The organism is Burkholderia sp. MS389 (assembly GCF_016899425.1).
Lineage (GTDB): Bacteria > Pseudomonadota > Gammaproteobacteria > Burkholderiales > Burkholderiaceae > Burkholderia > Burkholderia sola.
In genome coordinates, this window is record NZ_CP045995.1 from 2,413,897 (window position 1) to 2,435,435 (window position 21,539).

Here is a 21,539-nt window from a genome sequence, read left to right on the forward strand (position 1 = left end):
GACGCATCCTGATGGCTTCCTGGCTCGACTACACGCTCAACGGCCTCATCGTCGGCAACATCTACGCGCTGCTCGCGGTCGGGCTCGCGCTGATCTTCGGCGTGTCGCACCTGATCAACTTCGCGCACGGCTCGGTGTACATGGTCGGCGCGTTCATCGGCTGGCTGTGCCTGACGCGCTTCGGGCTGCCGCTGCCGGTTGCGCTCGCGGCGGTCGTGGTCGGGTGCGGCGCGCTCGGCATCGCGATCGAGCGGATCGGGTTGCGGCCGCTGCGCCACGCCGCGCGCATCGCGCCGCTGCTCGCGACGATCGGCATCAGCTTCATCCTCGATCAGCTCGCGCAGCTCGCGTTCGGCGCGGACCCGCGCGCGGTGCCGACGCCGCTGCCCGACTGGCACGTGCGGATCGCCGGCGCGACGCTCGGCTCGCTCGACCTGCTGATCGCGGGCATCGGCATCGCGGCGGCCGCGCTGCTGTACGGCTTCCTGCGCTTCACGCGGCTCGGCTGGGCCGTGCGCGCGACCGCGCAGGATCGCGACGCCGCGTTGCAGATGGGCGTCGACGTCGATCGCGTGAACCAGACCGTGTTCGCGATCGCGTGCGCGCTCGGTGGCGTGAGCGGGCTGCTGGTCGGCATGTACTACAACAGCATCGATCCGGCGATGGGCTTCCAGGCGACGCTGAAGGGCGTCGTCGCGCTGCTGATCGGCGGGCTCGGCAACGTGCCGGGTGCGATCGCGGGCAGCCTGCTGCTCGGTCTCGTCGAAAGCTACGGCGTCGCGCTGTTCGGCACCAGCTATCGCGACCTGTTCGCGTTCGGACTGCTGATCGTCTTCCTCGTGTGGCGGCCGAACGGCTTGTTCAGTGCGAACCGTGCGCTGCCGCCGGAGCCGATGACGGGCACCTTCCTCGCTGTCGCGAAAGCCGTGCGCGTGCCGCGCCCGGTGCTCGTCGCGCTGATCGCGGCGGCGGCCGTGCTGCCGTGGCTCGGGGCATCGCCTTACGTGCTGCAGACGCTGACCAACGCGTGGCTGTACGGGCTGCTCGCGCTGAGTCTCACGCTCGTCGCGGGTACGGTCGGGCAGATCTCGCTCGGCCACGCCGCGCTGCTCGTGATCGGCGCGTATGCGTCGGCGCTGCTGTCGTCGGATCTCGGCTGGTCGCCGGCCGTGACGATTCCGTGCGCGGGCGCGATCACCGCCGTGTTCGGCACGCTGCTCGTCTATCCGGCGTTCCGCTTGCGTGGGCACTACGTGTCGATCGCGACGCTCGGGATCGGCGAAGTGGTGAGCCTCGTGATCCTGAACTGGGACAGCCTGACGCGCGGCCCGCTCGGCATCACCGGCATCGCGCCGCTGCCGTGGGCGACGACCGCGCGCGCCGCGTACTGGTTCACGTTCGCGGTGCTCGTCGTGTTCGCGCTCGTACAGGTGCGGCTGCTGCGTTCGCATCTGGGCCGCACGCTACGCGCGGTGCGCGAGGACGACGTCGCCGCGCGTGCGCACGGCATCGCGCCGAACCGCTACAAGGCGATCGCGTTCGCGGTCGGCGGCGTCGCGGCGGGCGTGAGCGGCGGCATCGCCGCGCATCTGTACAGCTACATCAATCACCAGACCTTCGATTCGCAGGTGTCGATCCTCGCGCTGACGATGGTGATCCTGGGCGGGCTCGGCAACGTGCTCGGCGGCATCGTCGGCGCGATCGCGCTGATCGGGCTGCCCGAGCTGTTCCGCTGGGCGGCTGACTACCGGATGCTGATCTACGGCCTCGTGCTGCTGCTGCTCGTCCGGTTCCGGCCGCAGGGCCTGCTCGGCACGGTGTGAGGAGGAATGCGATGACGACCACCCGACCCCTGCTCGACGTGCAGGGCCTGACGCGCCGCTTCGACGGCGTGACCGCGCTCGACGGCGCGAGCCTGACGCTCGCCGGCGGCGAGCTGCTGAGCGTGATCGGCCCGAACGGTGCGGGCAAGTCGACGCTGTTCAACCTGATCGCGGGCGCCGACCGGCCCGATGCCGGCCGCGTGACGTTCGACGGCCGCGACATCACGGGCACGGCGCCCGAGCGGCTCGCGGCGCTCGGCATCGCGCGCACGTTCCAGCACGGCCGCGTGTTCGGCAACCTGAGCGTGCTCGACAACGTGCTGATCGGCGCGCATGCGCGGCTGCGCGCGGCGCGGCCCGGCTGGCCGGCGCTCGGCGCGGCCGCCGAGGTGTGGCGCGCGCTCGTGCGGCCCGCGTCGGTACGCCGCGAAGAGGCCGCGTTGCGCGAAGAAGCGCGCGCGATCGTCGCCGGCTTCGGCGAACGGCTCACGCCGCGCATCGATCATCCGGCGCACAGCCTGTCGTATGCGAACCGGCGGCGTGTGGAGATCGGCCGCGCGCTTGCGCTGCATCCGCGCCTGCTGCTGCTCGACGAGCCGACGGCCGGGATGAACGAGACGGAAACGGCCGAGATGCTGCAACTGATCCAGTCGCTGAAGGCGCGCGGGCTGACGATCCTGCTGATCGAGCACAAGCTCGAACTCGTGATGCGCGTGTCCGATCGCGTGATGGTGCTCGACAACGGCGTGAAGATCGCCGAAGGCGCGCCGCGCGACGTGCGGCACGACCCGCGCGTGATCGAGGCTTATCTCGGCCGCCGCCATGCGGGCGGTGCGCCGGCCGAGCGCGCCGCGCAGGCGGCCGCATGAGCTTGCAATCTTCCGGACCCGATACGACCATGACCGACGCGCTGCTGAAACTCGAACACCTCGACACGTTCTACGGGCCCGTGCAGGTGCATTTCGACGTGAATTTCGAAGTCGGCCGCGGGCAGATCGTCAGCCTGCTCGGCGGCAACGCGAGCGGCAAGTCGACGACGATGAAGCTGATCCTCGGGCTGATGCGTCCGCGTCGCGGCGTCGTGCGTTTCGACGGCGACGACGTGACCGCGCTCGCGACGCCGCAGCGCGTGCGGCGCGGGATCGCGGCCGTGCCGGAAGCGCGGCGGCTGTTCGGCGACATGAGCGTTCGCGAGAACCTGCTGATGGGCGCTTACACGCGCGGCGATCGTGCGGCGGTGGCCGACGACTACGCGCGTGTGCTCGATTTGTTTCCGCGGGTGCGCGAACGGCTCGCTCAGCGCGCGGGCACGCTGTCGGGCGGCGAGCAGCAGATGCTCGCGATGGCGCGTGCGCTGATGGCGCGGCCGAAACTGATCTGCATGGACGAGCCGACGATGGGGCTGTCGCCGCTGTACGTCGACAAGGTGCTGGAGCTGATCGACGCGATCAACAAGCAAGGCGTGACGGTGTTCATGGTCGAGCAGAACGCGAGCCTCGCGCTGGAGATCGCGCATTACGGGTATGTGCTGCAGACGGGGCGCGTCGTGCTCGAAGGGCCCGCGAAAACGCTGCTCGACGATGAGCGCGTGCGCGATGCGTATCTCGGTGGGGAGGCGGTGGTGGCGTAGGCGGCGCAAGCAGGCGCTGCCAGGCGCCGCGAAATGTGGAGTAGATTGGCGTTCTGTCGCGATCGACACCACGGAGAGCACCGCGCCATGTTGACCTATTCCATCCAGAAAGCCGGCTACGATTTCAACCAGCTCGATCAGCAGGGCGCGACCGACTACGCGTCGTTCGTTCATGCGTTCGATGCGTTCCCTTGGGCTGCTCAGCACGTCGAATGGAACGAGACGCAGGACGGCCCGCTGCCGGCGCTCGTGCTGCAGCATGCCGACGATCAGCGCGAGCTGTGGGTGACCGCGTTGACGGATGCGCATTCGGACGGCTTCCAGTTGAATGCGGTGTCCATGCGGATGAAGAAGGGGCTCTTCGGCATCGGCAAGGGCAAGCTGGAGCAGCACGTCGACACGATCGACGTGAGAAAGCGCGTCGATGTCGATGCGTTGTGCAGGCTGTTCTGCGAGCGCCAGTATGACGAGCTGGACCAATTGGTTGCGCGACACGCGCAGCGCAACGCCGACGACGCGGATCGGGACAGCGACGACTGAACGCGTGTCGCCCGGTGGCGTTCGATCGAACGTGCGTGCGCCGGATTCGCGGTTGCCTAATCGTCGCTCGCGGCGTGCGTCGCCGCCGCGCGCGGAAACGTCAGCACCACCGCGAACCCGCCCGCATCGGGAAACGCAAACCGCACGCGCCCGCCGTGCGCCTTCATCACTTCCTGCACGATCGCGAGCCCGAGGCCGGACCCGGTACGCCGCTCGCTGCCGTCCGGCGCGATTCGCACGAACGGCTGCAACGCCGCGTCCCAGTGCTCGCGCGGTATCCCGCGCCCGTTGTCGGTGACGGTCAGCGTCACCGTGCCCTCTGCATTGCCGGCGGTCGCGACCGACACGACGATGTCGTCCGCGTGGCCGTGCAGCAGCGCGTTGTGCAGCACGTTCGACAGCGCTTCCTGAAGACTGATCGCATCGCCGTCGATCCATGCGTGCGGCGCGTCGCTCGCGAACGCAACGGCCACGTCGCGTTCGCCGGCGAGCGGAATCGTGCGGCCCAGGACCTCTTTCGCGAGCGTGACGAGTTCGACCGGTTGCAGTGGCACGGCCTCGGTGCGATGAATCACCATCGCATGATTGAGCAACTGGCCGGTGAGCCGGCCGACGTCCGAAGAAGTCGCACGCAACGCATCGAGCCGCGCCGCGTGACGCGCGGGATCCGATTCGCCGTCGAGCAGCTCGATCTGCGCGTCGAGCCGCGCGAGCGGCGTGCGCATCTGGTGCGCGGCGTCGGCGATGAAGCGCTGCATCGCGTTGATCCGCTCGGCAAGGCGGTGCATCAGGCCATTGATCGACCCGATGATCGCGTCGATCTCGCTCGGCGTATCGACGGCCACCGGCCGCAGGTCGGCCGGGTCGCGCGCGGCGATGATCGTGCCGATCTGCGCGAGCGGGCGCAGGCCACGCCGGATCGCGAGGCCGCTCGCGCCGATCGCGAGTACGCTCATCAGCAGGATCAGCGTCCATACCTTGATGCTCATGTCGTTCGTCAGCTGCTGGCGCGCGTTGGTTGTCTGCGCAACCGTCACGAGCGCCCAGCCCGGCGTGCTTTCCTCGGGCATGAAGCGCGCGATCGTCGCGGTGCGCACCCGATGCCCCTGGTAGACGGCGTTCGCGAACGCGGGGCCCTGCTTCGCGGCGGCGAGCGTCGCGGGGCTCGCGAGATCGTGGTACCCAGCCACGACCACGCCGCGCGAATCGACCACCTTGTAGTAGACGAGGTCGTAGCGCGACAGCGTCGACAGCGCGGCCACCGGCGGATTCAGCGCGAGCACGCCGCCTTGCACGTAGAGGTTTTCGGCGACCTGGATCGATGCGCCGGCGAGCAATTGGTCGTACGCGCGTTCGGCCGCGACGCCCGCGTAGTAGCGCGCGATCGCCGCGAGCGCGAGCGCGCCGGTCGCGACGACGAGCGCGATGAACAGCAGCGTGCGCCCGAACAGCGTCTTCGGGAACCAGTCAATGCGCGGCAATCTGATACCCCATCCCGCGTGCGGTGCGGATCTCGACCGAGCTGCCCTGCAGCTTCTTGCGCACGCGCGTCACGTATTGCTCGACCGCGTTCGCGGTCGGCTCGTTGCCGAAGCTGAACAACTGGTTCAGCAGTTCTTCCTTCGAGAAGATGCGTTGCGGGCGACTCGCGAGGATTTCGAGCAGCGCGAATTCCTGGCGCGACAGCGACAGCGGCTGGCCGTCGAGTTCCGCGAGACGGCTGCTGCGGTCGATCACGAGGCCGCCGAGCGTCAGCACGTCGTTCGCATGGCCGCTGTTGCGGCGCAGGAGCGCCTGCACGCGTGCGTCGAGTTCGCGGTAGTCGAACGGCTTCACGAGGTAGTCGTCGGCGCCGAGGCCGAGGCCGCTCACGCGGTCGTCGATCGCCGAGCGCGCGGTGACGAGCAGCACGGGCGTCGTGCTGCCCGTCGCGCGCAGGTTGCGCAGTACCGTGAAGCCGTCCATGCCGGGCAGGTTCGCATCGAGCACGACGAGATCGAAGCGCTCGACGCGCAGCAGCCCGTTCGCGGTCGCGCCGTCGGTTTCGAGATCGACGGCGTGGCCGAGCCGGGCCAGACGGCTGCGGATCGCCGCGCCGATTTCGGCATCGTCCTCCACGACGAGAATGCGCATGGTGCCGTTTGAAGGTAGGTGGGTTAGGGGTTTTCCCGGGGCCGGGATGTCAGCATTTTCTCAGACTCGGCCGATAACCTGTGTCGAGCCGGAAGCAGGATGCAAGGACGGCATTAATACCAGAAATATTCATGGAGACGGCAACATGCAGCATGTCACGGGCACGACGAACGCGCGCCGCGGCGCCACGCCGGCCTGCGCGTGGCCGCAGGCCGTCCGCTGCACGGCGGCGCGCGCATGACGACGTCGCCGCGCCGCCGCGCGTTGATCGCAGCCGGCCTCGGCGTGCTGGGCGTGCTCGGGGCGCCGGCGCGGGTGCGCGCGAAGCCGCGCACCGTGCGGATCTCGAAAGGCTATGGCGTGCTGTACCTGCCGCTGCTCGTGATGGAGAAGCAGCGGCTGTTCGAGCGGCATGCGGCGCGCCGCGGCGTGCGCGACGTCGCGGTCGAATGGGTGCTGCTCGACGGCGGCAATTCCGTCAACGACGCGATGATGGCCGGCACGCTCGATTTCGCGGCCGCCGGCGCGCCGGGTTTCATCGAGCTGTGGGCGCGGGCGCGCGGCATTCCGAACGTCGAGGTGATCGGCGTCAGCGGGCTGTCGACCACGTCGCTGTCGCTGAACGCGAACCGCGCGGGCCTCGTGTCGCTGCGCGACTTCACGCCGTCCGACCGGATCGCGGTGCCGGGCATCCGCACGTCGCTGTCGGCGGTCGTGCTGCAGATGGTCGCGAGCCGGCAGCTCGGCCCGACGCATTTCGCGCAACTCGATTCGATCACCGTGAACCTGCCGCATCCGCAGGCGATGCAGGCGCTGGTCCGCCGCGAGAACGGCGTGACCGCGCACTTCACGTCGCCGCCGTTCTCGACGCTCGAATTGCGGCAGCCGGGCATCCATCGCGTGGTGAATTCGGTCGACGTGCTCGGCCCGCTGACGCTCGACGTCGTGTTCGCGCCGAAGCGGCTCGTCGATGCGGAGCCGGCGCTCGCCGCCGCGTTTCTGGGCGCGCTCGACGAGGCGAATCGAATGATCGCGCAGGACCCGCGCGCGGCGGCCGCGCTCTATGCGTCGTCGTCGGGCGTCGGCGTGTCGCACGACGACGTGATGCGGATGCTCGCCGCGCCCGACACGCGCTTCTCGGTGTTGCCGAACCAGCTGATGGACTACGTCGAATTCCTGTACCTCGCCGGCACGATCAAGGCGAAGCCGCGCGCGTGGCACGAGATGTTCGCGCCGATGCTCGACGACTACCGGGCGGGTTGAGCCACGCGGGCCGCGATCCGAGTCCGTTTATCGAACCACGTGACGCCCGCGCGTTCATCAAGCGCGGCGCCGATTCAACCGACAAGCAACCGATATGCAATCGATTCACCCAAGGAGCCTGAAGTGAACGCTACCGACACCCTGGACCCCGCGTCCGCCGAAGAACAGCGCATCATGTCGAAGATGGCGCGGCGCCTGCTGCCCATCCTCGTCGTGATGTTCCTGATCGCGTTCATCGACCGGCAGAACGTCGGTTTCGCGAAACTGCAGATGGTGCACAGCCTCGGGATGACGGAAGCCGCGTTCGGGCTCGCGTCGTCGCTGTTCTTCATCGGCTACCTGCTGTTCGAGGTGCCGAGCACCCTTGCGCTGCATCGTTACGGCGCGCGCGTGTGGCTCGCGCGGATCATGCTGACGTGGGGGCTCATCACGGTGCTGATGGGCTTCACGACGTCGATGCCCGCGTTCTGCTCGCTGCGCTTCCTGCTTGGCATCGCCGAGGCCGGCTTCTATCCGGGCGTGATCTATTACCTGACGCTGTGGTTTCCGCAGAGCTACCGCGCGAAGGTGCTCGGCATCTTCACGCTCGGCAGCGCGCTCGCGAACATGCTCGGCTCGCTGGTCGGCGGCGTGCTGCTGAGCCTGAACGGCGTGTGGGGGCTCGCGGGCTGGCAGTGGGTGTTCGTCGCGACGGGCATTCCGGCCGTGGTCGTCGCGATCGTCGTGTTTCGCGTGCTGCCCGCGTCGTTCCGAGAAGCGCCGTTCCTCGACGCGCGCGAGAAGCAGATCGTCGCGGCCGCGCTGGAGCGCGAGAAGCCGGCGCAGGCCGAGCACGGTCAGCCGTGGAAGGCGCTGCTCGATCCGCGCGTGATGCTGTTCGCGGCGACCTACATGCTGATGTCGACGTCGCTGTACGGCGTCACGTACTGGCTGCCGACGCTCGTGAAATCGTTCGGCGTGTCGAGCACCACGAATGGCTTCCTGAGCATGCTGCCGTGGGCGCTCGCGGTGGTGCTGCTGGTGTGGCTGCCGGCGAAGCTGCGTCGCGCGAAGAGCATCCTCCGCACGATCGCGATCGTCGCGGCGCTCGGCGCGCTCGGCTTCCTGCTGAGCCTCGTGCTGCCGTCGACGCCGCTGCGCTTCATCGCGCTCGTGCTGGGCGGCGCGTGCATCCCGCTGCTGTATCCGTGCTTCTGGTCGATGCCGCCGCGTTACTTCACCGGCGCGCGGGCGGCCGCGAGCGTCGCCGCGATCAACTCGATCGGCAACCTCGGCGGCTTCTTCAGCCAGAACCTGATGCCGTTCGCGGGCAAGGTGACGGGCACCGCGTTCGGGCCGATGATCGTGCCGATCGTGTGCCTCGCGTTGCTCGGCGTCGGTGCGCTGGTCGCGTGGACGCGCTCGGAGCGGGGGATGGTCGCGGCGCGGGCGTGATGGCGTGCGGCGCTATCGCAGCGTCGGCCGGTTTTCGATGATCCTGAAACAGGACGACGCATGCCGGTTCGACGGCAAGTACTCGAGCGCATGCTGAAAGCGGCGCGCTCGACGAAGGCAGTCGACCAAGCCATCGTTGTCCGGCGTCTCCCGCCGCCCGTCTAGCCCCGCGAAACCCCGTGCCCGCCATGCGCGAGCGCCACGGGCGCCGGCACCCGCGGAATCTCGACCTCGACCGTCGTGCCTTCGCCGAGCGTCGTCGCGATCCGCAGCGTGCCGCCGACCAGATACGCACGCTCGCGCAACCCCACCAGCCCGAACGAAGCCGACTTGCGCGGCACCGCGGGATCGAAGCCCGCGCCGTCGTCGCGTATCGTCAGCGCGATCGCTTCGCTGCCGCACACGAGCTCGACGTCCGCGTGCGACGCGGCCGCGTGCCGGGCGACGTTCGCGAGCGCTTCCTGCGCGATACGGAACACGGCCGTCGCATACGGTTCGTCGAGTTGCAGTTCGGGCGGCTCGACGTGCAGCGAACAGGCGATCCCGTGACGGTGCCGGAAATCCTCCACGAGCCATTGCATCGCCGCCGCGAAGCCGAGATCGTCCAGCATCAGCGGGCGCAGGTCCGACGCGATGCGGCGCGTCGCGGCCACCGCGCCGCGCGCGAGCGCATGCATCGCCGCGATCTTGCGTGCGAGCGATGCGTCGTCCTGCGGCACGCGGTCGATCAGCCATTCGAGATCGTTCTTCAGCGCCGCGAGCGACTGCGCGAGTTCATCGTGCAGTTCGCGCGCGATGCGGCGCTGCTCGGCTTCGCGCGCGCTGGCGCTGATCGCGGCGATCTCGCGCAGCTCCTCGCGCGACGCTTGCAACGCCCGCTCCGCGCGCACGCGCTCCTCGACTTCGCGTCGCAGGTCGCGGTTCGACGCGCTCAGCTGCGCGGTGCGCGCGGCGACGCGTTGTTCGAGCCGTTCGTTCGCGTCGTTCAGCTGCGCGCTTTTCTGCACGACGAGCAGATGCTGGAAGCGTGCGCCGGCCAGCGCGCGCACCGTCTGCGCGTGCAGCCGGCCGTTCTCGAACAGCATCGCGAACAGCACGACACCCGACGCGACGAGGCCGTACGCGCGCCCGGCGTAGAAGCCGAGATCGAAGCGCCCGTGGTTCAGCATCGACGACAGCGCGATGTCGAACAGCCACGCGACGAGCACCGTCATCACCCACAGGTCGAGCACCGAATGGCGGCGCCGCTGCCGCCACATCAGCATCAGCGCGACGAGATTCAACCCCCAGACGACCGTGATCGCTTTCGTCATCGTCGCGGTCATCCGGTTGCCGCTCATGATGCGCGGCAGCAGGTCGTGGCCGGCGGTCGCGAGCAGCGCGAGCGCGACCGTCGCGCCGATCGCGGCGGCGATGCAGAGGCCGACCGGAATCGCCGCGCGGCGCTGCAGGGCCGGGCTCGGGGCCGGATGCCCGCGCGACGTCGCGCGCAGCAGCGCGTACGCGGCGACCGACAGCGGAAAGCCGCCATGCCAGAACAGGTACAGCCATGCGGTGGTCTGTTCGCCGGCGCCGAGCAGGCCGGTCCGCGCGAACAGCCCGGGGAAGGTCAGCATGTGCGTGCCGGCCATGAACGCCGTGAACAGGTAGCCGCCCGCCAGCACGAGCAGCGGCTTCTCGCGCAGGATCGCGTACTGACCGAGCAGCAGGCCGGCCGTCACCATGTCGTTGACGACGATCGCCGACTGGTAAACGGGAATGAACGCCCAGCCGGGCGCGAGCGGCATCGCCGCGAACGGCGCGAGCGCGGCGAAGATCACGGCCGACACGAGTACCGTCGCGAGCGCGAGCCGCCTTTCGCGCCGGCCCGGCGGCAGCGACGACATGAACAGGCGCGACGTGTCCGGATCGTCGTTGTCCGACGACGGCGACGGCGGCGACGGCGGTGCGGGCGGGAAGCGGAAGGCGGCCATCATGCGTCGTCGGCCCCGAGGTCGAGATCGTGGCGCACCGTGTAGCGGACCAGTGCGGCTTCGTGCGGCAGCCCCATCTTCTCGAGGATCCGCGTCTTGTACGTGCTGACCGTCTTCGCGCTTAGTGCGAGTTCGGACGCGATCCGCGTGACGGTCTGACCGGCGACGATGCGGCGCATCACGTCGAACTCGCGCGCGGACAGTCGCTCGTGCGGCAGCGCCTGAGCCGGTGCGCGCAGCGTGTGCGCGAGGCTTTCCGCCGCGGACGGGCTCACGTAGACGTCGCCCGCCGCCACCTTGCCGACGGCCTCGACGAGTTCGGCGGTCGCACTGTCCTTCGTCAGGTAGCCGGTGGCGCCGGCCTTGAACGCGCGCGCCGCGTACTGCGCTTCCGCGTGCATCGTCAACACCAGCGTGCGCAGCGACGGCGCCTGGCGCTTGACCAGCCGGATCAGCTCGATGCCGGTCGGCGCGGGCATCGACAGGTCGAGCAGCAGCACGTCGGCGGCCATGCGTTCGGCCAGCGCGAGCGTGCCCGAGCCGTCGCTTGCCTCGCCGACGATCTCGAAACCGCCGGCCATCTCCAGAATGTGACGCAGTCCGTCCCGCATGACTGCGTGATCGTCAGCCAGAATTACCCTGATCATCTTCCAGCGGTCCTCTTCGGGATGACGCCGCGCGTTGCCGTCGTGGCTGTCCGGTTGTCGCCGCGGCCGTTCTTCTGACCAATATATGCCCCCGAACCCGAAAACGGTACTCGTTCGAGAAATTTTCAAGGGGGTTGATCGCGGAATGCGCACTGCGACGAAATAATTTCCCGGCAAGCGTATCGTGCGCAGCGCACGCGAATCAGGGTATTCCCGGATGATCGTTGCACCGGACGCGGGCCGGCGCGGCATCGACGGCTCGCCCCGCGAACCGCTCCGATTCGGGACTAAACTGGTGCCCGATGCCATCTGCGCGAACCGAGGAGTCCTGCAATGATCGAGCTGGCCGATATCCTGCCGTCCGCCCTGCCTGCCGCCGTTGCCTGGGCCGAAGCGGAGGCAGCGCGCGGACTCGCGCAGGGCGCGCCGCTGACCCTCGGGCAGGCCGACGACGCGCGCACGGTGGGTGTCGCGCAGCCGGAGCGGATTCGCGTGATGACGGTCGAGCGCATGCCGTTTCCGGACACGCCGACGCTTGCCGCGATCGCCCGCGACACGGGGCTGCTGTCGCCCGGGACGATCGGCCTCACGCTCGGTCATGCGGTGTACGTGCTGCGCGGGCAGGACACGCGCCGGCTGCTGACTCACGAGTTCCGTCACGTGCATCAATACGAGGCCGCCGGCTCGATCGGCGCGTTTCTTGCGCGCTACCTGCACGAGATCGCGACGGTCGGCTACCACGACGCACCGCTCGAGGCCGACGCGCGGCAACACGAGTTCGATTGACCCACCCCCTAGCCTCCGACGCCGGCGCGAGCGTGCGCATGTCGCGATGAACGTATCCAATGCCCCTCCCGGCCCGCTGTTCGCGCATCGGGCCGCACCGTTCGGGAGTGTGCGATGAGCGACACGATCCATGCGTGGATCGGCGCGATCGGCGCGCATCCGCTTCTCGTGCTGGCGGTCGTGTTCGTGGCCGCGTGCGCCGAGGCGATCGCGCTGATCGGCACGGTCGTGCCGGCGGGCGCCGTGATGTTCGCGGCCGGCGCGCTGATCGGCGCGGGTGCGCTCGACGCATGGGCGACGATCGGCGTCGCGGCCGTCGGCGCGGTGATCGGCGACGGGATCAGCTACGAACTCGGCCGACGTTACCGCGGGATGATCCGCACTGCGTGGGCGCGCTTCGGCTCGGCGAACGCGTACGCACGCGGCGAGGAATTCGTGCTGCGTCACGGCATGAAGAGCATCGTGCTCGCGCGCTTTCTCGCGCCGGTGCGTGCGGTCGTACCGGTCGTCGTCGGTTGCGCGACGCTGCCGCGCCGGTTGTTCTATCCGGTCAACGTGATCTCGGCGCTCGTGTGGGCGCCCGTGCACGTCGCGCCCGGCATCCTGTTCGGCGCGTCGGCCGCGCTGGCCGCGGCGATCAGTGTGCGGGTCGCCGCGATCCTGCTGGTCGTGGCCGCGCTGGTCGCGCTCGTGTGGATCGGCGTGCGCGTCGCGCTGCGGCGCGGCTGGCCGTTGTTGTGTCGTGCGCTCGCCGAAGCCGTGCATGCATGCGTGCGCCGCTGGCCGCGGTTCGGCACGCGGCTGCACGACGGGATCGCGTACCTGCGCGGGCTGCCGGGCGCGGTGCCCGTGCTCGCGCTGTTGTTCGTCGGCTGCGTGTGGCTGTTCGCGGGGATCGTGCAGGACGTCGTCGCGAACGATCCGCTGATGCACGCGGACATCGCGCTGTACGCGTTCTTGCAGCACCTGCGCACGCCGCCCGCCGACGCCGCGATGAGCGCGCTCGCCGTGCTGCACGGACACGACACGGGGCTGATCGTCGCGGCCGCGTTTCTCGTCTGGCTGATGATCCACCGCTGCTGGCTGACGGCCGCATGGTGGCTCGCGACGATCGGCGTCGCCGTCGTGCTCGTGCCGGTGTTCGGCGCGGGCGCGCCCGGCGCGACGCCTGCGAGCCTGCCGCCCGGCGCGCTGCACGTGCCGCTGCCGGACGGCGACGCCGCGTTCGCGATCCTCGCGAGCAGCGGCCTTGGCTGGGTGCTGGCGCGCGACCGGCCCGCGCGGTGGCGCATTCCGGTCGTGACGGCGGTCATGCTGTGGATCGTGCTCGGCGGCTTCGCGCGGCTGTACGTTGGCGATACCTGGTTGTCGGGCTTGCTGGGCGGATGGAGCCTCGGGCTCGCCTGGTTCGCATTGCTCGCCGGCGCCTATGCGTACTGGCGCGTGCGCGAGCACGTGCAGCCGCGCGGCGCGCTCGTCGCGGTCGTCGTCGTGCTCGCGACGGCCGGCGTATGGACGGTGCCCGCGCAGTGGCAGCTCGATCGCGCGGCGCGTCCGCATGTCGGCGACGTGGTCGCGATGACCGTCGACCAGTGGCTGCGCGGCGGGTGGCAGCGCGTGCCGGCGCGGCGCACCGAGATCGGCGGCGACCGCGAGGAATATCTGCCGCTGCAATGGAGCGCGACGTCGGACACGCTCGACCGCCATCTCGCGCAGGCCGGCTGGCAGCGCGCGACGCCGTGGTCGCCGGCCACCGCGCTGCGTTGGCTATTGCCGCAGGCGCCCGCCGATACGCTGCCCGTGCTGCCGCGTTATACGCACGGCGAGAGCACGCGACGCGTGTTCGTCCGCGTCGATCCCGCCCACCCGGAAAGCCGCTTCGTGCTGCGGCTGTGGCGTTATCCGTACGTGTTGCAGGATGCGCTCGGCATGCGGCCGCTGTGGTATGGCGCGTTGTATCGCGAAACGCTGCGCCGGCCGGCGCGGCTGATGACGATCGTGCACACGACGACGATCGACGATGCGGCGACGATCGCACACGCGTTGGCGGTCGAGCCGATGATCGCGCATCCGCCGGCGGGGATGACGGCCTCGCCGGATCAGATGCTGCTGGTGTGGATGGTTCAGCCGTGACGGGGCAGGTGTGACGTGCGCCCTTACGCGTGCGACGGCTGCGCGGGAACGACGGACAGGCGCAGGCCGACGGTCTTGAGCACCGCGAGCAGGGTTTTCAGCGTCGGGTTGCCGTTCGGAGACAGCGTGCGATACAGCGATTCGCGGCTGATGCCGGCTTCGGCCGCGACGGCGCCGAGCCCGCCGTACGCTTCCGCGACCGTGCGCAGCGCGAGCAGACCGGCCGCGCGGTTGTCGGGATCGTCGAGCGATTCCATCGCGACGCGCAGATAGGCGACCGCGAGCTCGCGGTCGGCGCCGAGTTCGGCGACTTCCGCATCGTGGTGCGATACCGCGCCTTTGAGCTTGTTCATGTTTGCCTCCGTTTCCAGTTCGACCAGTGTTCCTTGGCGCGCCTGATGTCGTCGGATTGACTCGCCTTGTCGCCGCCGGACAGCAGCAGCACCACGGCGCCGCCGTGCCGGCCGAAGTACACGCGATAGCCGGCGCCGACATGGACGCGCAGTTCGATCACGCCTTCGCCGACCGGCTCGCAATCGCCGAAGTTGCCGGTCTGCACGCGGCGCAGCCGCTCGCGGATTCGCGCCTGCGCGGGCTTGTCACGGACGGCGTTCAGCCATTCGGTGAACGGCTCGCGACCGTCGTCGCGTTGATAGCGAAGAAGTTCGAACTTGGAGAGCATTGTAACTTATAAGCTACAAAAAGGTAAATGGAGCGGGGCGGTTCACATCGCAATGGCTGGGCGGCCGATGAGCATGCGGCGTCTTCATCGTTCGGGATTCGAGGGCGTGGAGCGGGCTTCCCGGACGACGATCATTTTTTCATCCGGGATGGCGCGTGACGATTCGGCCAAATGGCCGCTACGGATGGTGCGACGGGACGCGCGTATCGCAGCGCAGCGCGGCGATAACGGCGACCGTCGATGAATCGCGGTACGATCGCTCGTTCGCCCGTCTGGCCTGCCGACATCACCTCACGAGAGACCCCGCATGATCACGATTCGCCCGATGACCGACGACGATTTCGCGCGCTTCTGGCCGACTTACCGCGCGATCGTCGCTGCTCAGGAAACCTATGCATTCGATCCCGAGCCGACCCAGGAAGCGGCGCGCGCACAGTGGCTCGACGCGCCGCTTTGCACGTGGATCGCCGAAGAGGACGGCGTGGTGCTCGGCTCGTATTTCCTGAAGGCGAACGCGGCCGGGCCCGGCAAGCACGTGAGCAACTGCGGCTACATGGTGAGCGAGGCCGCGCGCGGACGCGGCGTCGCGCGCCTGATGTGCGAACACTCGCAGCAGATGGCGCGCGAGCGCGGTTTCCTCGCGATGCAGTTCAATTCGGTGGTCGCGACGAACGCGGTCGCGGTCGCGCTGTGGCAGAAGCTGGGATTCGAGATCGTCGGCCGGGTGCCGCGCGCATACCGTCACGCGCGGCTCGGCTTCGTCGACTGCTTCGTGATGTTCAAGTGGCTCGGCGACGCGGCGGCCGCCGAAGCCTGAGCAACCCGCCGCCGCGTCAGACGGCGAACGCGCCGTCGAACACGATCCGTTCGTCGAGCGCGAGCGTGCCGCGCGCGAAGATCAGGTCGAGATGGTGGCTGCCGTTTTCGCCGCCGCCGAGCCCGAGATGCAGGCCCGGATGGCGTTCCTCGAACCCCGCGTTGCGGCCGTACAGGCCGCGAATGCCGAGGTTCGTGCCGATGCCGAATTCCTCGATCCGCCGATGATTCGCGTGCCGGTCGAGATAGGTCGCGAAATCGCGCCGGAAGCCCGCATCGTCGGTGTCGAAATCGACGATCGTGCTGTGCTCGACATGCAGCGTCGCGAGCCGCTCGGCCACCTTGTACTTGATCGCGAACGGCACGGTGCCGAGAAACGTGCCGCTGAACACGACGGTGCCGTTCAGGTCCGTCACGTGCGTCGCGATCTCGCCGGGCACGACGTCGAGGTTGCCCATGCCGTCCACGCTCGTCCATTTCTGGTCCGGCGCGAGCGAGCCCGTCAGCGTGTTGCCGGCTTCGTCGATGAAGCGGATCTGCGACGCGCGTGCGGCGGCCTCGATCAGCCGGCCGTTGCGCGCGGCGATGTCGTCGAGCGATTCGGCGAACGCCTCGTCGAGGTGCGGGCCGTAATCCTTGAATAAAACCGATTTGCCCCAGTGTTCGACGATCGCGGGGCGGATCGCGGCGAGAAATGGCGGCCCGCTCGGCGACGGCGTCGGCAGGCACGACGAGTCGTACAGCAGCACGAACAGGTCGGCGTCGTCGAGTGCGGCGGCGATATCGGCGGGCGCGGTGCTTTCGAGGCAGAGGGTGGTCGCGTCGAGCGAATCGGGCAGGGCGGAAAAGGCGCGCAACGCGGTGTCGCGGTTGCGGGTGTCATAGCCGACCAGCAGTTTTCCCGATTCGCCGCGTGCCAGCTTGTCGCGCAGCGCCGGGTGAAAACCGAGCGCGCGGTGCAGGTTCAGCATGCGTATCTCCGGAAGCGGCGGAAGGGCCGAGGCCCTTCCGCGAGAACGGGTGGCCCGCTCAGACCGGCCAGAGCGCGGTGCCGAACGGCACCACGGCGTCCTCGACCATCATGTCGACGGCCTCGGGGTGCGTGTCTTCCTGCATCCAGTCAAGCAATTCGATCTGCTGGGTTTCCTGCATGTCAATTCTCCTGTGGTGAACATGAGTGATTCAACATGAAAGCGCGGCAAAAACATGGCCGCTCCTCGTTCGGAATTTTGTGAATGCCGGGCGAGTGGCGTCGATATTAGTCTGACGAATTTACGAATGCAATGCGTCGCATTGTTTTTAGCTGAGGTGCGCTAAACACTGGCGTTTTCGATTCACATATTGGAAAAATGGATAAAACGAGCGACAGATCGCGCATCTTTTTTTAGTGAATTCAAATCCAGAACGCCGAATTGAATTCGGTAATTTTTAATTTGAGTTCAATTGAAATGATTGCTGCACTTTATGTCGTTAAAGAAAGCCGCATGCGAACGTCATCCGAGCAGCGCCTTTCCGATCGCCTTCGTCGGTTCCGAGCGCAGCACCAGCGAAGTCGTGACCGCGCCGAAGCGGGCAATCGCGTCGATCAGGGTTTCGAGCTGGCCCGGCGTCGGTACCAGCACCTTCAGCAGAAAGCAGTCCTCGCCGGTCATGCGGTGGACTTCGATGACATGCGGCATCTCGGCAAACGTGCGCAGCGCCGGTTTGATGTGCTCGTGAGTCGTTTTGAGCCGGATGATCGCCATCATGCCCAACCCCAGCGCCGCCGGATCGATCCGCGCGCCGTAGCCGGCGATGATCCCGCGTTCTTCCAGCCGCTTCACGCGCTCCGACGTGGCGGGCTGCGACAGCCCGATGCGCCTGCCGACTTCCGACAGCGGCGTCCGCGCGTTGTCCTGCAGCGCTTCGAGGATCGCAAGATCCAGGCGATCCAGTGCTTCTTCCGGCATGACGGTCCTCCGGTACCGTTGATTCATCGGCATTTTGTCCCAATAACCGATGACTTGCCATTCCATGCCGACTGATGCGTGGTCACACTCTGGGCTTTCGTCGATGGAGGGAGTGATGGATCGAGCGATCGTGATCGTGCCGGGTATCGGCAATTCGGGACCGGATCATTGGCAGAGCCACTGGGAGGCGGCGTTGCCCGGCGCCGCGCGCATCGCGCCGGCTTCATGGGACGCGCCCGACCTGGCCGACTGGACGGCGGCGCTGGACGAGGCCGTCGCGAACGCCGGGGTGCCTCCGCTCGTGGTGTGTCATTCGCTGGGTTGTCTGTTGTTCGCGCATTGGCATGCCGTGTCGGCTCGGGCGGTGCGCGGCGCGTTTCTCGTGGCCGTGCCCGACCCGGCAGGGCCGCGCTTTCCCGTTGCCGCCGCCGCGTTCGCGAACCTGCCGAACAGTGGGTTCGGGCGCGTGCCTGTGCTGGCGATCGCGAGCGAGGACGATCCGTACGATCCGTCGGGGCGCGCGCTCGAATGGGCAACGGAACAGGGTGCGACGCCGCTTCTGCTCGGCGCGCGCGGCCATCTGAACGCGGCGTCCGGGCTGGCTGGATGGCCCGAAGGGCGCGCGTTGCTGGCGGCGTTTGCGGCCGGACTCGGGCGATAGCGCGTGCCCGCGCCGGCTGGTTTCCCGCGGTGTTCGGCCGTCGTGTCGGGGAGCGGGAACCGGGCGCGGCGGCCGTCGCGGTTGTTCCGCTGCCGCGCGTGCCGATTTCGTGGCGGCTCCAGTATGATCGACCGACGGCGGCGCAAGCCCCGGAATCGAACAACGAAGGAGACACCCCGATGCGTGCAGTGCCGCAACCGGAGCGTGACGGTCGCTCGCGGCCGGACGCCGGCGCGACCGATCCCGGCCGCATGGCCGCGTGGCGGCTCGCGATCTGCCTGTCGCTCGGCAGCGCGATCGCGCTCGGCCTCGCACGCTTTTCGTATGCGTTGCTGCTGTCGCCGATGAAGGCCGATCTCGGCTGGACGTTCGCGCAGGCCGGCGCGCTGAATACGGCGAACGCGGCCGGCTACCTGATCGGCGCGCTTGCATTCCCGCTGCTGTCGCGGCGCTGGCGCGCGGGCACGCTGCTCGCGGCCGGCTGCGCGCTGACCGCCGTGCTGATGGCCGCGGGCGGGCTCACGCCGGACATGCACGCGTTGCTCGCGCAGCGGCTGGCGACGGGTGTCGGCAGCGCGTTGATCTTCATCAGCGGCGGCGTACTGGCCGCGCGGCTCGCCTCCGCGTCGCCGCGCGATGCGGGGCTGCTGCTCGGCCTTTACTACGGCGGCACCGGATGGGGCATCGTCGCGTCGTCGCTGCTCGTGCCGGCCACGCTCGTGTCACGCGTGCACGGCTGGCAGCCCGCGTGGTTCGCACTCGCGACGGCGTGCGTGCTGTTCTCGGCAGTCGCCGTGTCGGCCGCGCGCCGCATCGAGCATGCCCATGCGGCACCGGCCACGCGGGCCGACGGTGCGAAACCGGCGGCTGCCGCGAGCCCGGCCCGCTTCGCACTCGCGCTGGCCGGCTACGCGCTGTTCGGCGTCGGCTATATCGGCTACATGACGTTCATCGTCGCGTTGCTGCGCGGCGCGGGGATGAGCGGCTCGGTCGTCGCCGCGTTCTACGTGATGCTCGGCGTCGCGACCGTCGTGTCGGCGCGGCTATGGTCGGGGCTGCTCGACCGGATGCGCGGCGGCCAGGCGCTCGCGGTGCTCAACGCGCTGCTCGGCGTCGCGACGCTGATGCCCGCGCTGTTCGTGCATCCGGCCGCCGCATTCGCATCGGGCTTGCTGTTCGGCGCGACGTTCCTGTCGGCGGTCGCGTCGACGACGGCCTTCGTGCGGCACAACCTGCCGCCCGACGGCTGGGCGAAGGGGATCAGCGCCTTCACGACGGTCTTCGCATTCGGGCAGATCGCGGGGCCGGTCGCGATCGGCTGGGTGTCGGACAGCGCGGGGCTCGCGCGCGGGCTCGTGTATTCGGCGCTCACGCTGTTCGCGGGCGCGGCATTCGCGGCCGGGCAGCGCGCGCTGCGCAGCACGTCCGCGTAGCCAAGCACCCGTCACCGCACGCATGCGGTGCGCGACACGCGATGAAACGCGCGGCTGAAGTAGATCAGGCTGTCACCGTCGTCGCGCACGCGGATCGACGTCGCCTCGATGAACATCACCGAATGCGAGCCGACTTCCTTCATCTCGGCGATCGTGCCCTGCAGGCTCGCGAGCGCATCGCGCAGCACCGGCACGTCCCGTTCGCCGCGATCCCACACGGGGAGAGCGAAGCGCTGTTCCATCGGCAGGTCGGTGAGCCCCGCGAAGTGTCGCGCGAGCAGCTCGTGCTCGGCCGGCAACACGTTGATGCAGACCTGACGGTTGCGCTCGAAGGTCGCATGCATCGCGCTCGACCGGTTCAGGCACACGAGCAGCGTCGGCGGCGCGTCGGTGACCGAGCACACGGCGCTCGCGGTGATCCCGCAACGGCCGTGCGGCCCCGCGGTGGTGATCACGTTGACGGCCGCGCCGAGATGGGCCATCGCCTGGCGGAAGGCCTTTTGCGCGTCGGTCGGTTCGACGCGCGCCGGTTGCGGGATATCGGTCGTGGCGGACATGGGCACTCCAGATTGGATGAAGGCGGCGATCGCGGGTGCTGTCGATGCAGCATCGCTCGGCCGACGATGACCCAAGCGTACGCCGCGAAAATGCGGCCGACCATTCGCACGAACGATGACGAAGATGGCGTTCGCGCCAACGCATCTAAAGGTTCTACCTAGATGCGCGGCACGCTGCGCGAAAAATGAGCGGTTGTGCGTTCACGCGGTACGTGAAGGGGTATTCAGCGGATTTTCGGCTCGCTATGATGTGCCGCATACCCCCGACGAACGACGCGGGCTTCACCCCTGCGTCGCGCGTGATACCGATACCGATATTTTGCGAGACACCCCGATGACGTCACCGGCACCGATCGTATACATCGTCGACGACGACGGCGGCATGCGGACGTCCCTCGCGTGGCTGCTCGAATCGGTCGGCATCGCGTCCGAAGGGTTCGCGAACGCGGCCGATTTTCTCGCGCGCTTCGACGTGAACCTGCCTGCGTGCCTCGTGCTCGACGTGCGGATGCCGGAGAAAAGCGGCTTCGACGTGCAGGCCGAACTGAATGCGCGCGGCGCGACGCTGCCGGTGATCTTCGTCAGCGGACACGGCGACATTCCGATGTCGGTGCGCGCACTGCAGAACGGTGCGATCGATTTCGTCGAGAAGCCGTACAACTCGCAGCAGATGCTCGAACGCGTGCAGCGCGCGCTGCGGCTCGCGCAGCAGCGGCATGCGGTGAGCCAGCGCCACCGCGAGCTGCGCCAGCGGCTCGACGCGCTGACCGCGCGCGAGAAGGAAGTGCTGCGCGGCGTCGTGGACGGCAAGGGCAGCAAGCAGATCGCGTCGGACCTGTCGATCAGCGTGAAGACCGTCGACGTGCATCGCGCGAGCATCAAGGAGAAGCTCGGCGCGACGTCGATCGCCGCGCTCGTGCGCGACGTGATGGTCGTGTGGGGCGACGATGGGGAGGCGTCTCGATAGCGGTCGGGGCTGTGCGCGGATCGGCTTGCGCATCCGGACCACGAGAAGCATGCAACGCACGCGACGCAGCCGACGCGCACGCACACCGCGCACACGCACCGCGCGCCCGATG

22 protein-coding genes are annotated in these 21,539 nt (G+C 68.8%); 12 read left to right on the forward strand and 10 right to left on the reverse strand.

The genetic code is table 11. The features are described 5' to 3' along the window. Positions 1-11 precede the first annotated feature (11 nt). The 4 genes from GJG85_RS27225 to GJG85_RS27240 all read left to right on the forward strand — a co-directional run bounded on the left by GJG85_RS27225 (position 12) and on the right by GJG85_RS27240 (position 3,993). Positions 12-1,823, forward strand: a complete 1,812-nt coding sequence (locus GJG85_RS27225; RefSeq protein WP_204384061.1) for an ABC transporter permease — start codon at positions 12-14, stop codon at positions 1,821-1,823. A gap of 11 nt (positions 1,824-1,834) precedes the next feature. Next, positions 1,835-2,692, forward strand: coding sequence for an ABC transporter ATP-binding protein (locus tag GJG85_RS27230; RefSeq protein WP_204384062.1), 858 nt, complete (start codon positions 1,835-1,837; stop codon positions 2,690-2,692). After that, positions 2,689-3,453, forward strand: a complete 765-nt coding sequence (locus GJG85_RS27235; protein ID WP_204384064.1) for an ABC transporter ATP-binding protein — start codon at positions 2,689-2,691, stop codon at positions 3,451-3,453. The genes GJG85_RS27230 and GJG85_RS27235 overlap by 4 nt, the downstream gene beginning before the upstream one ends. A gap of 87 nt (positions 3,454-3,540) precedes the next feature. After that, complete coding sequence (locus GJG85_RS27240; RefSeq protein WP_204384066.1) at positions 3,541-3,993, forward strand: hypothetical protein; 453 nt, start codon at positions 3,541-3,543, stop codon at positions 3,991-3,993. Between the two features lie 56 nt (positions 3,994-4,049). Here the strand turns inward: GJG85_RS27240 and GJG85_RS27245 are convergent, their stop codons facing one another. Both GJG85_RS27245 and GJG85_RS27250 read right to left on the reverse strand, forming a co-directional pair. Beyond that, complete coding sequence (locus tag GJG85_RS27245) at positions 4,050-5,474, reverse strand: sensor histidine kinase (RefSeq protein WP_050014381.1); 1,425 nt, start codon at positions 5,472-5,474, stop codon at positions 4,050-4,052. Further along, on the reverse strand, positions 5,461-6,126 hold the full coding sequence (locus GJG85_RS27250) for a response regulator transcription factor (protein ID WP_050014383.1): 666 nt from the start codon (positions 6,124-6,126) through the stop codon (positions 5,461-5,463). The genes GJG85_RS27245 and GJG85_RS27250 overlap by 14 nt, the downstream gene beginning before the upstream one ends. Before the next feature lie 237 nt (positions 6,127-6,363). On the opposite strand from GJG85_RS27250, the gene GJG85_RS27255 reads away from it, so the two are divergent. Next, complete coding sequence (locus GJG85_RS27255; protein ID WP_050014511.1) at positions 6,364-7,389, forward strand: ABC transporter substrate-binding protein; 1,026 nt, start codon at positions 6,364-6,366, stop codon at positions 7,387-7,389. 123 nt (positions 7,390-7,512) lie between these two features. After that, the gene (locus GJG85_RS27260; RefSeq protein ID WP_050014384.1) at positions 7,513-8,823 is read left to right on the forward strand and encodes an MFS transporter; all 1,311 of its coding nucleotides are present in this window, start codon (positions 7,513-7,515) and stop codon (positions 8,821-8,823) included. A gap of 161 nt (positions 8,824-8,984) precedes the next feature. Here GJG85_RS27260 and GJG85_RS27265 read toward each other — a convergent pair whose 3' ends face one another. Then, positions 8,985-10,799 (reverse strand): sensor histidine kinase, encoded by a 1,815-nt coding sequence (locus GJG85_RS27265; protein WP_204384068.1) that lies wholly within the window; start codon positions 10,797-10,799, stop codon positions 8,985-8,987. Beyond that, positions 10,796-11,443 carry a response regulator transcription factor gene (locus GJG85_RS27270; protein ID WP_204384070.1) on the reverse strand — a complete coding sequence of 216 codons (648 nt, stop codon included), beginning with the start codon at positions 11,441-11,443 and terminating at the stop codon, positions 10,796-10,798. Before GJG85_RS27270 ends, GJG85_RS27265 begins: the two co-directional genes overlap by 4 nt. Positions 11,444-11,776: 333 nt before the next feature. On the opposite strand from GJG85_RS27270, the gene GJG85_RS27275 reads away from it, so the two are divergent. Then, on the forward strand, positions 11,777-12,229 hold the full coding sequence (locus GJG85_RS27275) for a hypothetical protein (RefSeq protein WP_124630851.1): 453 nt from the start codon (positions 11,777-11,779) through the stop codon (positions 12,227-12,229). Between the two features lie 114 nt (positions 12,230-12,343). Next, complete coding sequence (locus GJG85_RS27280; RefSeq protein WP_204384072.1) at positions 12,344-14,362, forward strand: LssY C-terminal domain-containing protein; 2,019 nt, start codon at positions 12,344-12,346, stop codon at positions 14,360-14,362. Positions 14,363-14,385: 23 nt separating this feature from the next. On the opposite strand, the gene GJG85_RS27285 is transcribed toward GJG85_RS27280, so the two are convergent. Further along, positions 14,386-14,715, reverse strand: a complete 330-nt coding sequence (locus GJG85_RS27285) for a transcriptional regulator (RefSeq protein ID WP_006479699.1) — start codon at positions 14,713-14,715, stop codon at positions 14,386-14,388. Beyond that, positions 14,712-15,044, reverse strand: a complete 333-nt coding sequence (locus tag GJG85_RS27290; protein ID WP_204384074.1) for a type II toxin-antitoxin system RelE/ParE family toxin — start codon at positions 15,042-15,044, stop codon at positions 14,712-14,714. The genes GJG85_RS27285 and GJG85_RS27290 overlap by 4 nt, the downstream gene beginning before the upstream one ends. Before the next feature lie 307 nt (positions 15,045-15,351). On the opposite strand from GJG85_RS27290, the gene GJG85_RS27295 reads away from it, so the two are divergent. After that, positions 15,352-15,861: a GNAT family N-acetyltransferase gene (locus GJG85_RS27295; protein ID WP_050014396.1), complete on the forward strand. Its 510-nt coding sequence runs from the start codon at positions 15,352-15,354 to the stop codon at positions 15,859-15,861. A gap of 16 nt (positions 15,862-15,877) precedes the next feature. Here GJG85_RS27295 and GJG85_RS27300 read toward each other — a convergent pair whose 3' ends face one another. From GJG85_RS27300 to GJG85_RS27305, 3 genes are all read right to left on the reverse strand, one after another. Then, entirely contained in the window at positions 15,878-16,831 is a 954-nt protein-coding gene (locus GJG85_RS27300; protein ID WP_124630849.1) for a leucyl aminopeptidase, read from the reverse strand. A 58-nt stretch (positions 16,832-16,889) separates the two neighbouring features. Then, the gene (locus GJG85_RS35265; RefSeq protein ID WP_006479692.1) at positions 16,890-17,012 is read right to left on the reverse strand and encodes a hypothetical protein; all 123 of its coding nucleotides are present in this window, start codon (positions 17,010-17,012) and stop codon (positions 16,890-16,892) included. Between the two features lie 341 nt (positions 17,013-17,353). Continuing rightward, on the reverse strand, positions 17,354-17,809 hold the full coding sequence (locus tag GJG85_RS27305; protein WP_050014512.1) for an Lrp/AsnC family transcriptional regulator: 456 nt from the start codon (positions 17,807-17,809) through the stop codon (positions 17,354-17,356). A 115-nt stretch (positions 17,810-17,924) separates the two neighbouring features. On the opposite strand from GJG85_RS27305, the gene GJG85_RS27310 reads away from it, so the two are divergent. Together GJG85_RS27310 and GJG85_RS27315 are read left to right on the forward strand one after the other, a co-directional pair. Continuing rightward, the gene (locus GJG85_RS27310) at positions 17,925-18,470 is read left to right on the forward strand and encodes an alpha/beta hydrolase (RefSeq protein ID WP_050014401.1); all 546 of its coding nucleotides are present in this window, start codon (positions 17,925-17,927) and stop codon (positions 18,468-18,470) included. Positions 18,471-18,649: 179 nt separating this feature from the next. Beyond that, a complete protein-coding gene (locus tag GJG85_RS27315; RefSeq protein WP_050014403.1) occupies positions 18,650-19,903 on the forward strand; it encodes a YbfB/YjiJ family MFS transporter in 1,254 nt (417 codons plus the stop codon). An 11-nt stretch (positions 19,904-19,914) separates the two neighbouring features. Here GJG85_RS27315 and hpaC read toward each other — a convergent pair whose 3' ends face one another. Beyond that, complete coding sequence (gene hpaC / locus GJG85_RS27320) at positions 19,915-20,460, reverse strand: 4-hydroxyphenylacetate 3-monooxygenase, reductase component (RefSeq protein ID WP_089489033.1); 546 nt, start codon at positions 20,458-20,460, stop codon at positions 19,915-19,917. Between the two features lie 334 nt (positions 20,461-20,794). Here hpaC and GJG85_RS27325 point away from each other — a divergent pair, with 334 nt between their 5' ends. Further along, positions 20,795-21,427 (forward strand): response regulator, encoded by a 633-nt coding sequence (locus GJG85_RS27325; RefSeq protein ID WP_050014407.1) that lies wholly within the window; start codon positions 20,795-20,797, stop codon positions 21,425-21,427. Positions 21,428-21,539: the final 112 nt, after the last annotated feature.

Excerpts from the sequence above, each read along its gene's own strand:
- GJG85_RS27270 (WP_204384070.1), bottom strand. The coding sequence starts at position 11,443 with ATGATCAGGGTAATTCTGGCTGACGATCACGCAGTCATGCGGGACGGA.
- GJG85_RS27250 (WP_050014383.1), bottom strand. The coding sequence starts at position 6,126 with ATGCGCATTCTCGTCGTGGAGGACGATGCCGAAATCGGCGCGGCGATC.
- GJG85_RS27295 (WP_050014396.1), top strand. The coding sequence starts at position 15,352 with ATGATCACGATTCGCCCGATGACCGACGACGATTTCGCGCGCTTCTGG.
- GJG85_RS27305 (WP_050014512.1), bottom strand. The coding sequence starts at position 17,809 with ATGCCGGAAGAAGCACTGGATCGCCTGGATCTTGCGATCCTCGAAGCG.
- GJG85_RS27300 (WP_124630849.1), bottom strand. The coding sequence starts at position 16,831 with ATGCTGAACCTGCACCGCGCGCTCGGTTTTCACCCGGCGCTGCGCGAC.
- GJG85_RS35265 (WP_006479692.1), bottom strand. The coding sequence starts at position 17,012 with ATGCAGGAAACCCAGCAGATCGAATTGCTTGACTGGATGCAGGAAGAC.
- hpaC (WP_089489033.1), bottom strand. The coding sequence starts at position 20,460 with ATGTCCGCCACGACCGATATCCCGCAACCGGCGCGCGTCGAACCGACC.
- GJG85_RS27230 (WP_204384062.1), top strand. The coding sequence starts at position 1,835 with ATGACGACCACCCGACCCCTGCTCGACGTGCAGGGCCTGACGCGCCGC.
- GJG85_RS27290 (WP_204384074.1), bottom strand. The coding sequence starts at position 15,044 with ATGCTCTCCAAGTTCGAACTTCTTCGCTATCAACGCGACGACGGTCGC.
- GJG85_RS27285 (WP_006479699.1), bottom strand. The coding sequence starts at position 14,715 with ATGAACAAGCTCAAAGGCGCGGTATCGCACCACGATGCGGAAGTCGCC.
- GJG85_RS27235 (WP_204384064.1), top strand. The coding sequence starts at position 2,689 with ATGAGCTTGCAATCTTCCGGACCCGATACGACCATGACCGACGCGCTG.
- GJG85_RS27315 (WP_050014403.1), top strand. The coding sequence starts at position 18,650 with ATGCGTGCAGTGCCGCAACCGGAGCGTGACGGTCGCTCGCGGCCGGAC.
- GJG85_RS27310 (WP_050014401.1), top strand. The coding sequence starts at position 17,925 with ATGGATCGAGCGATCGTGATCGTGCCGGGTATCGGCAATTCGGGACCG.
- GJG85_RS27275 (WP_124630851.1), top strand. The coding sequence starts at position 11,777 with ATGATCGAGCTGGCCGATATCCTGCCGTCCGCCCTGCCTGCCGCCGTT.
- GJG85_RS27280 (WP_204384072.1), top strand. The coding sequence starts at position 12,344 with ATGAGCGACACGATCCATGCGTGGATCGGCGCGATCGGCGCGCATCCG.
- GJG85_RS27265 (WP_204384068.1), bottom strand. The coding sequence starts at position 10,799 with ATGATGGCCGCCTTCCGCTTCCCGCCCGCACCGCCGTCGCCGCCGTCG.
- GJG85_RS27255 (WP_050014511.1), top strand. The coding sequence starts at position 6,364 with ATGACGACGTCGCCGCGCCGCCGCGCGTTGATCGCAGCCGGCCTCGGC.
- GJG85_RS27225 (WP_204384061.1), top strand. The coding sequence starts at position 12 with ATGGCTTCCTGGCTCGACTACACGCTCAACGGCCTCATCGTCGGCAAC.
- GJG85_RS27325 (WP_050014407.1), top strand. The coding sequence starts at position 20,795 with ATGACGTCACCGGCACCGATCGTATACATCGTCGACGACGACGGCGGC.
- GJG85_RS27240 (WP_204384066.1), top strand. The coding sequence starts at position 3,541 with ATGTTGACCTATTCCATCCAGAAAGCCGGCTACGATTTCAACCAGCTC.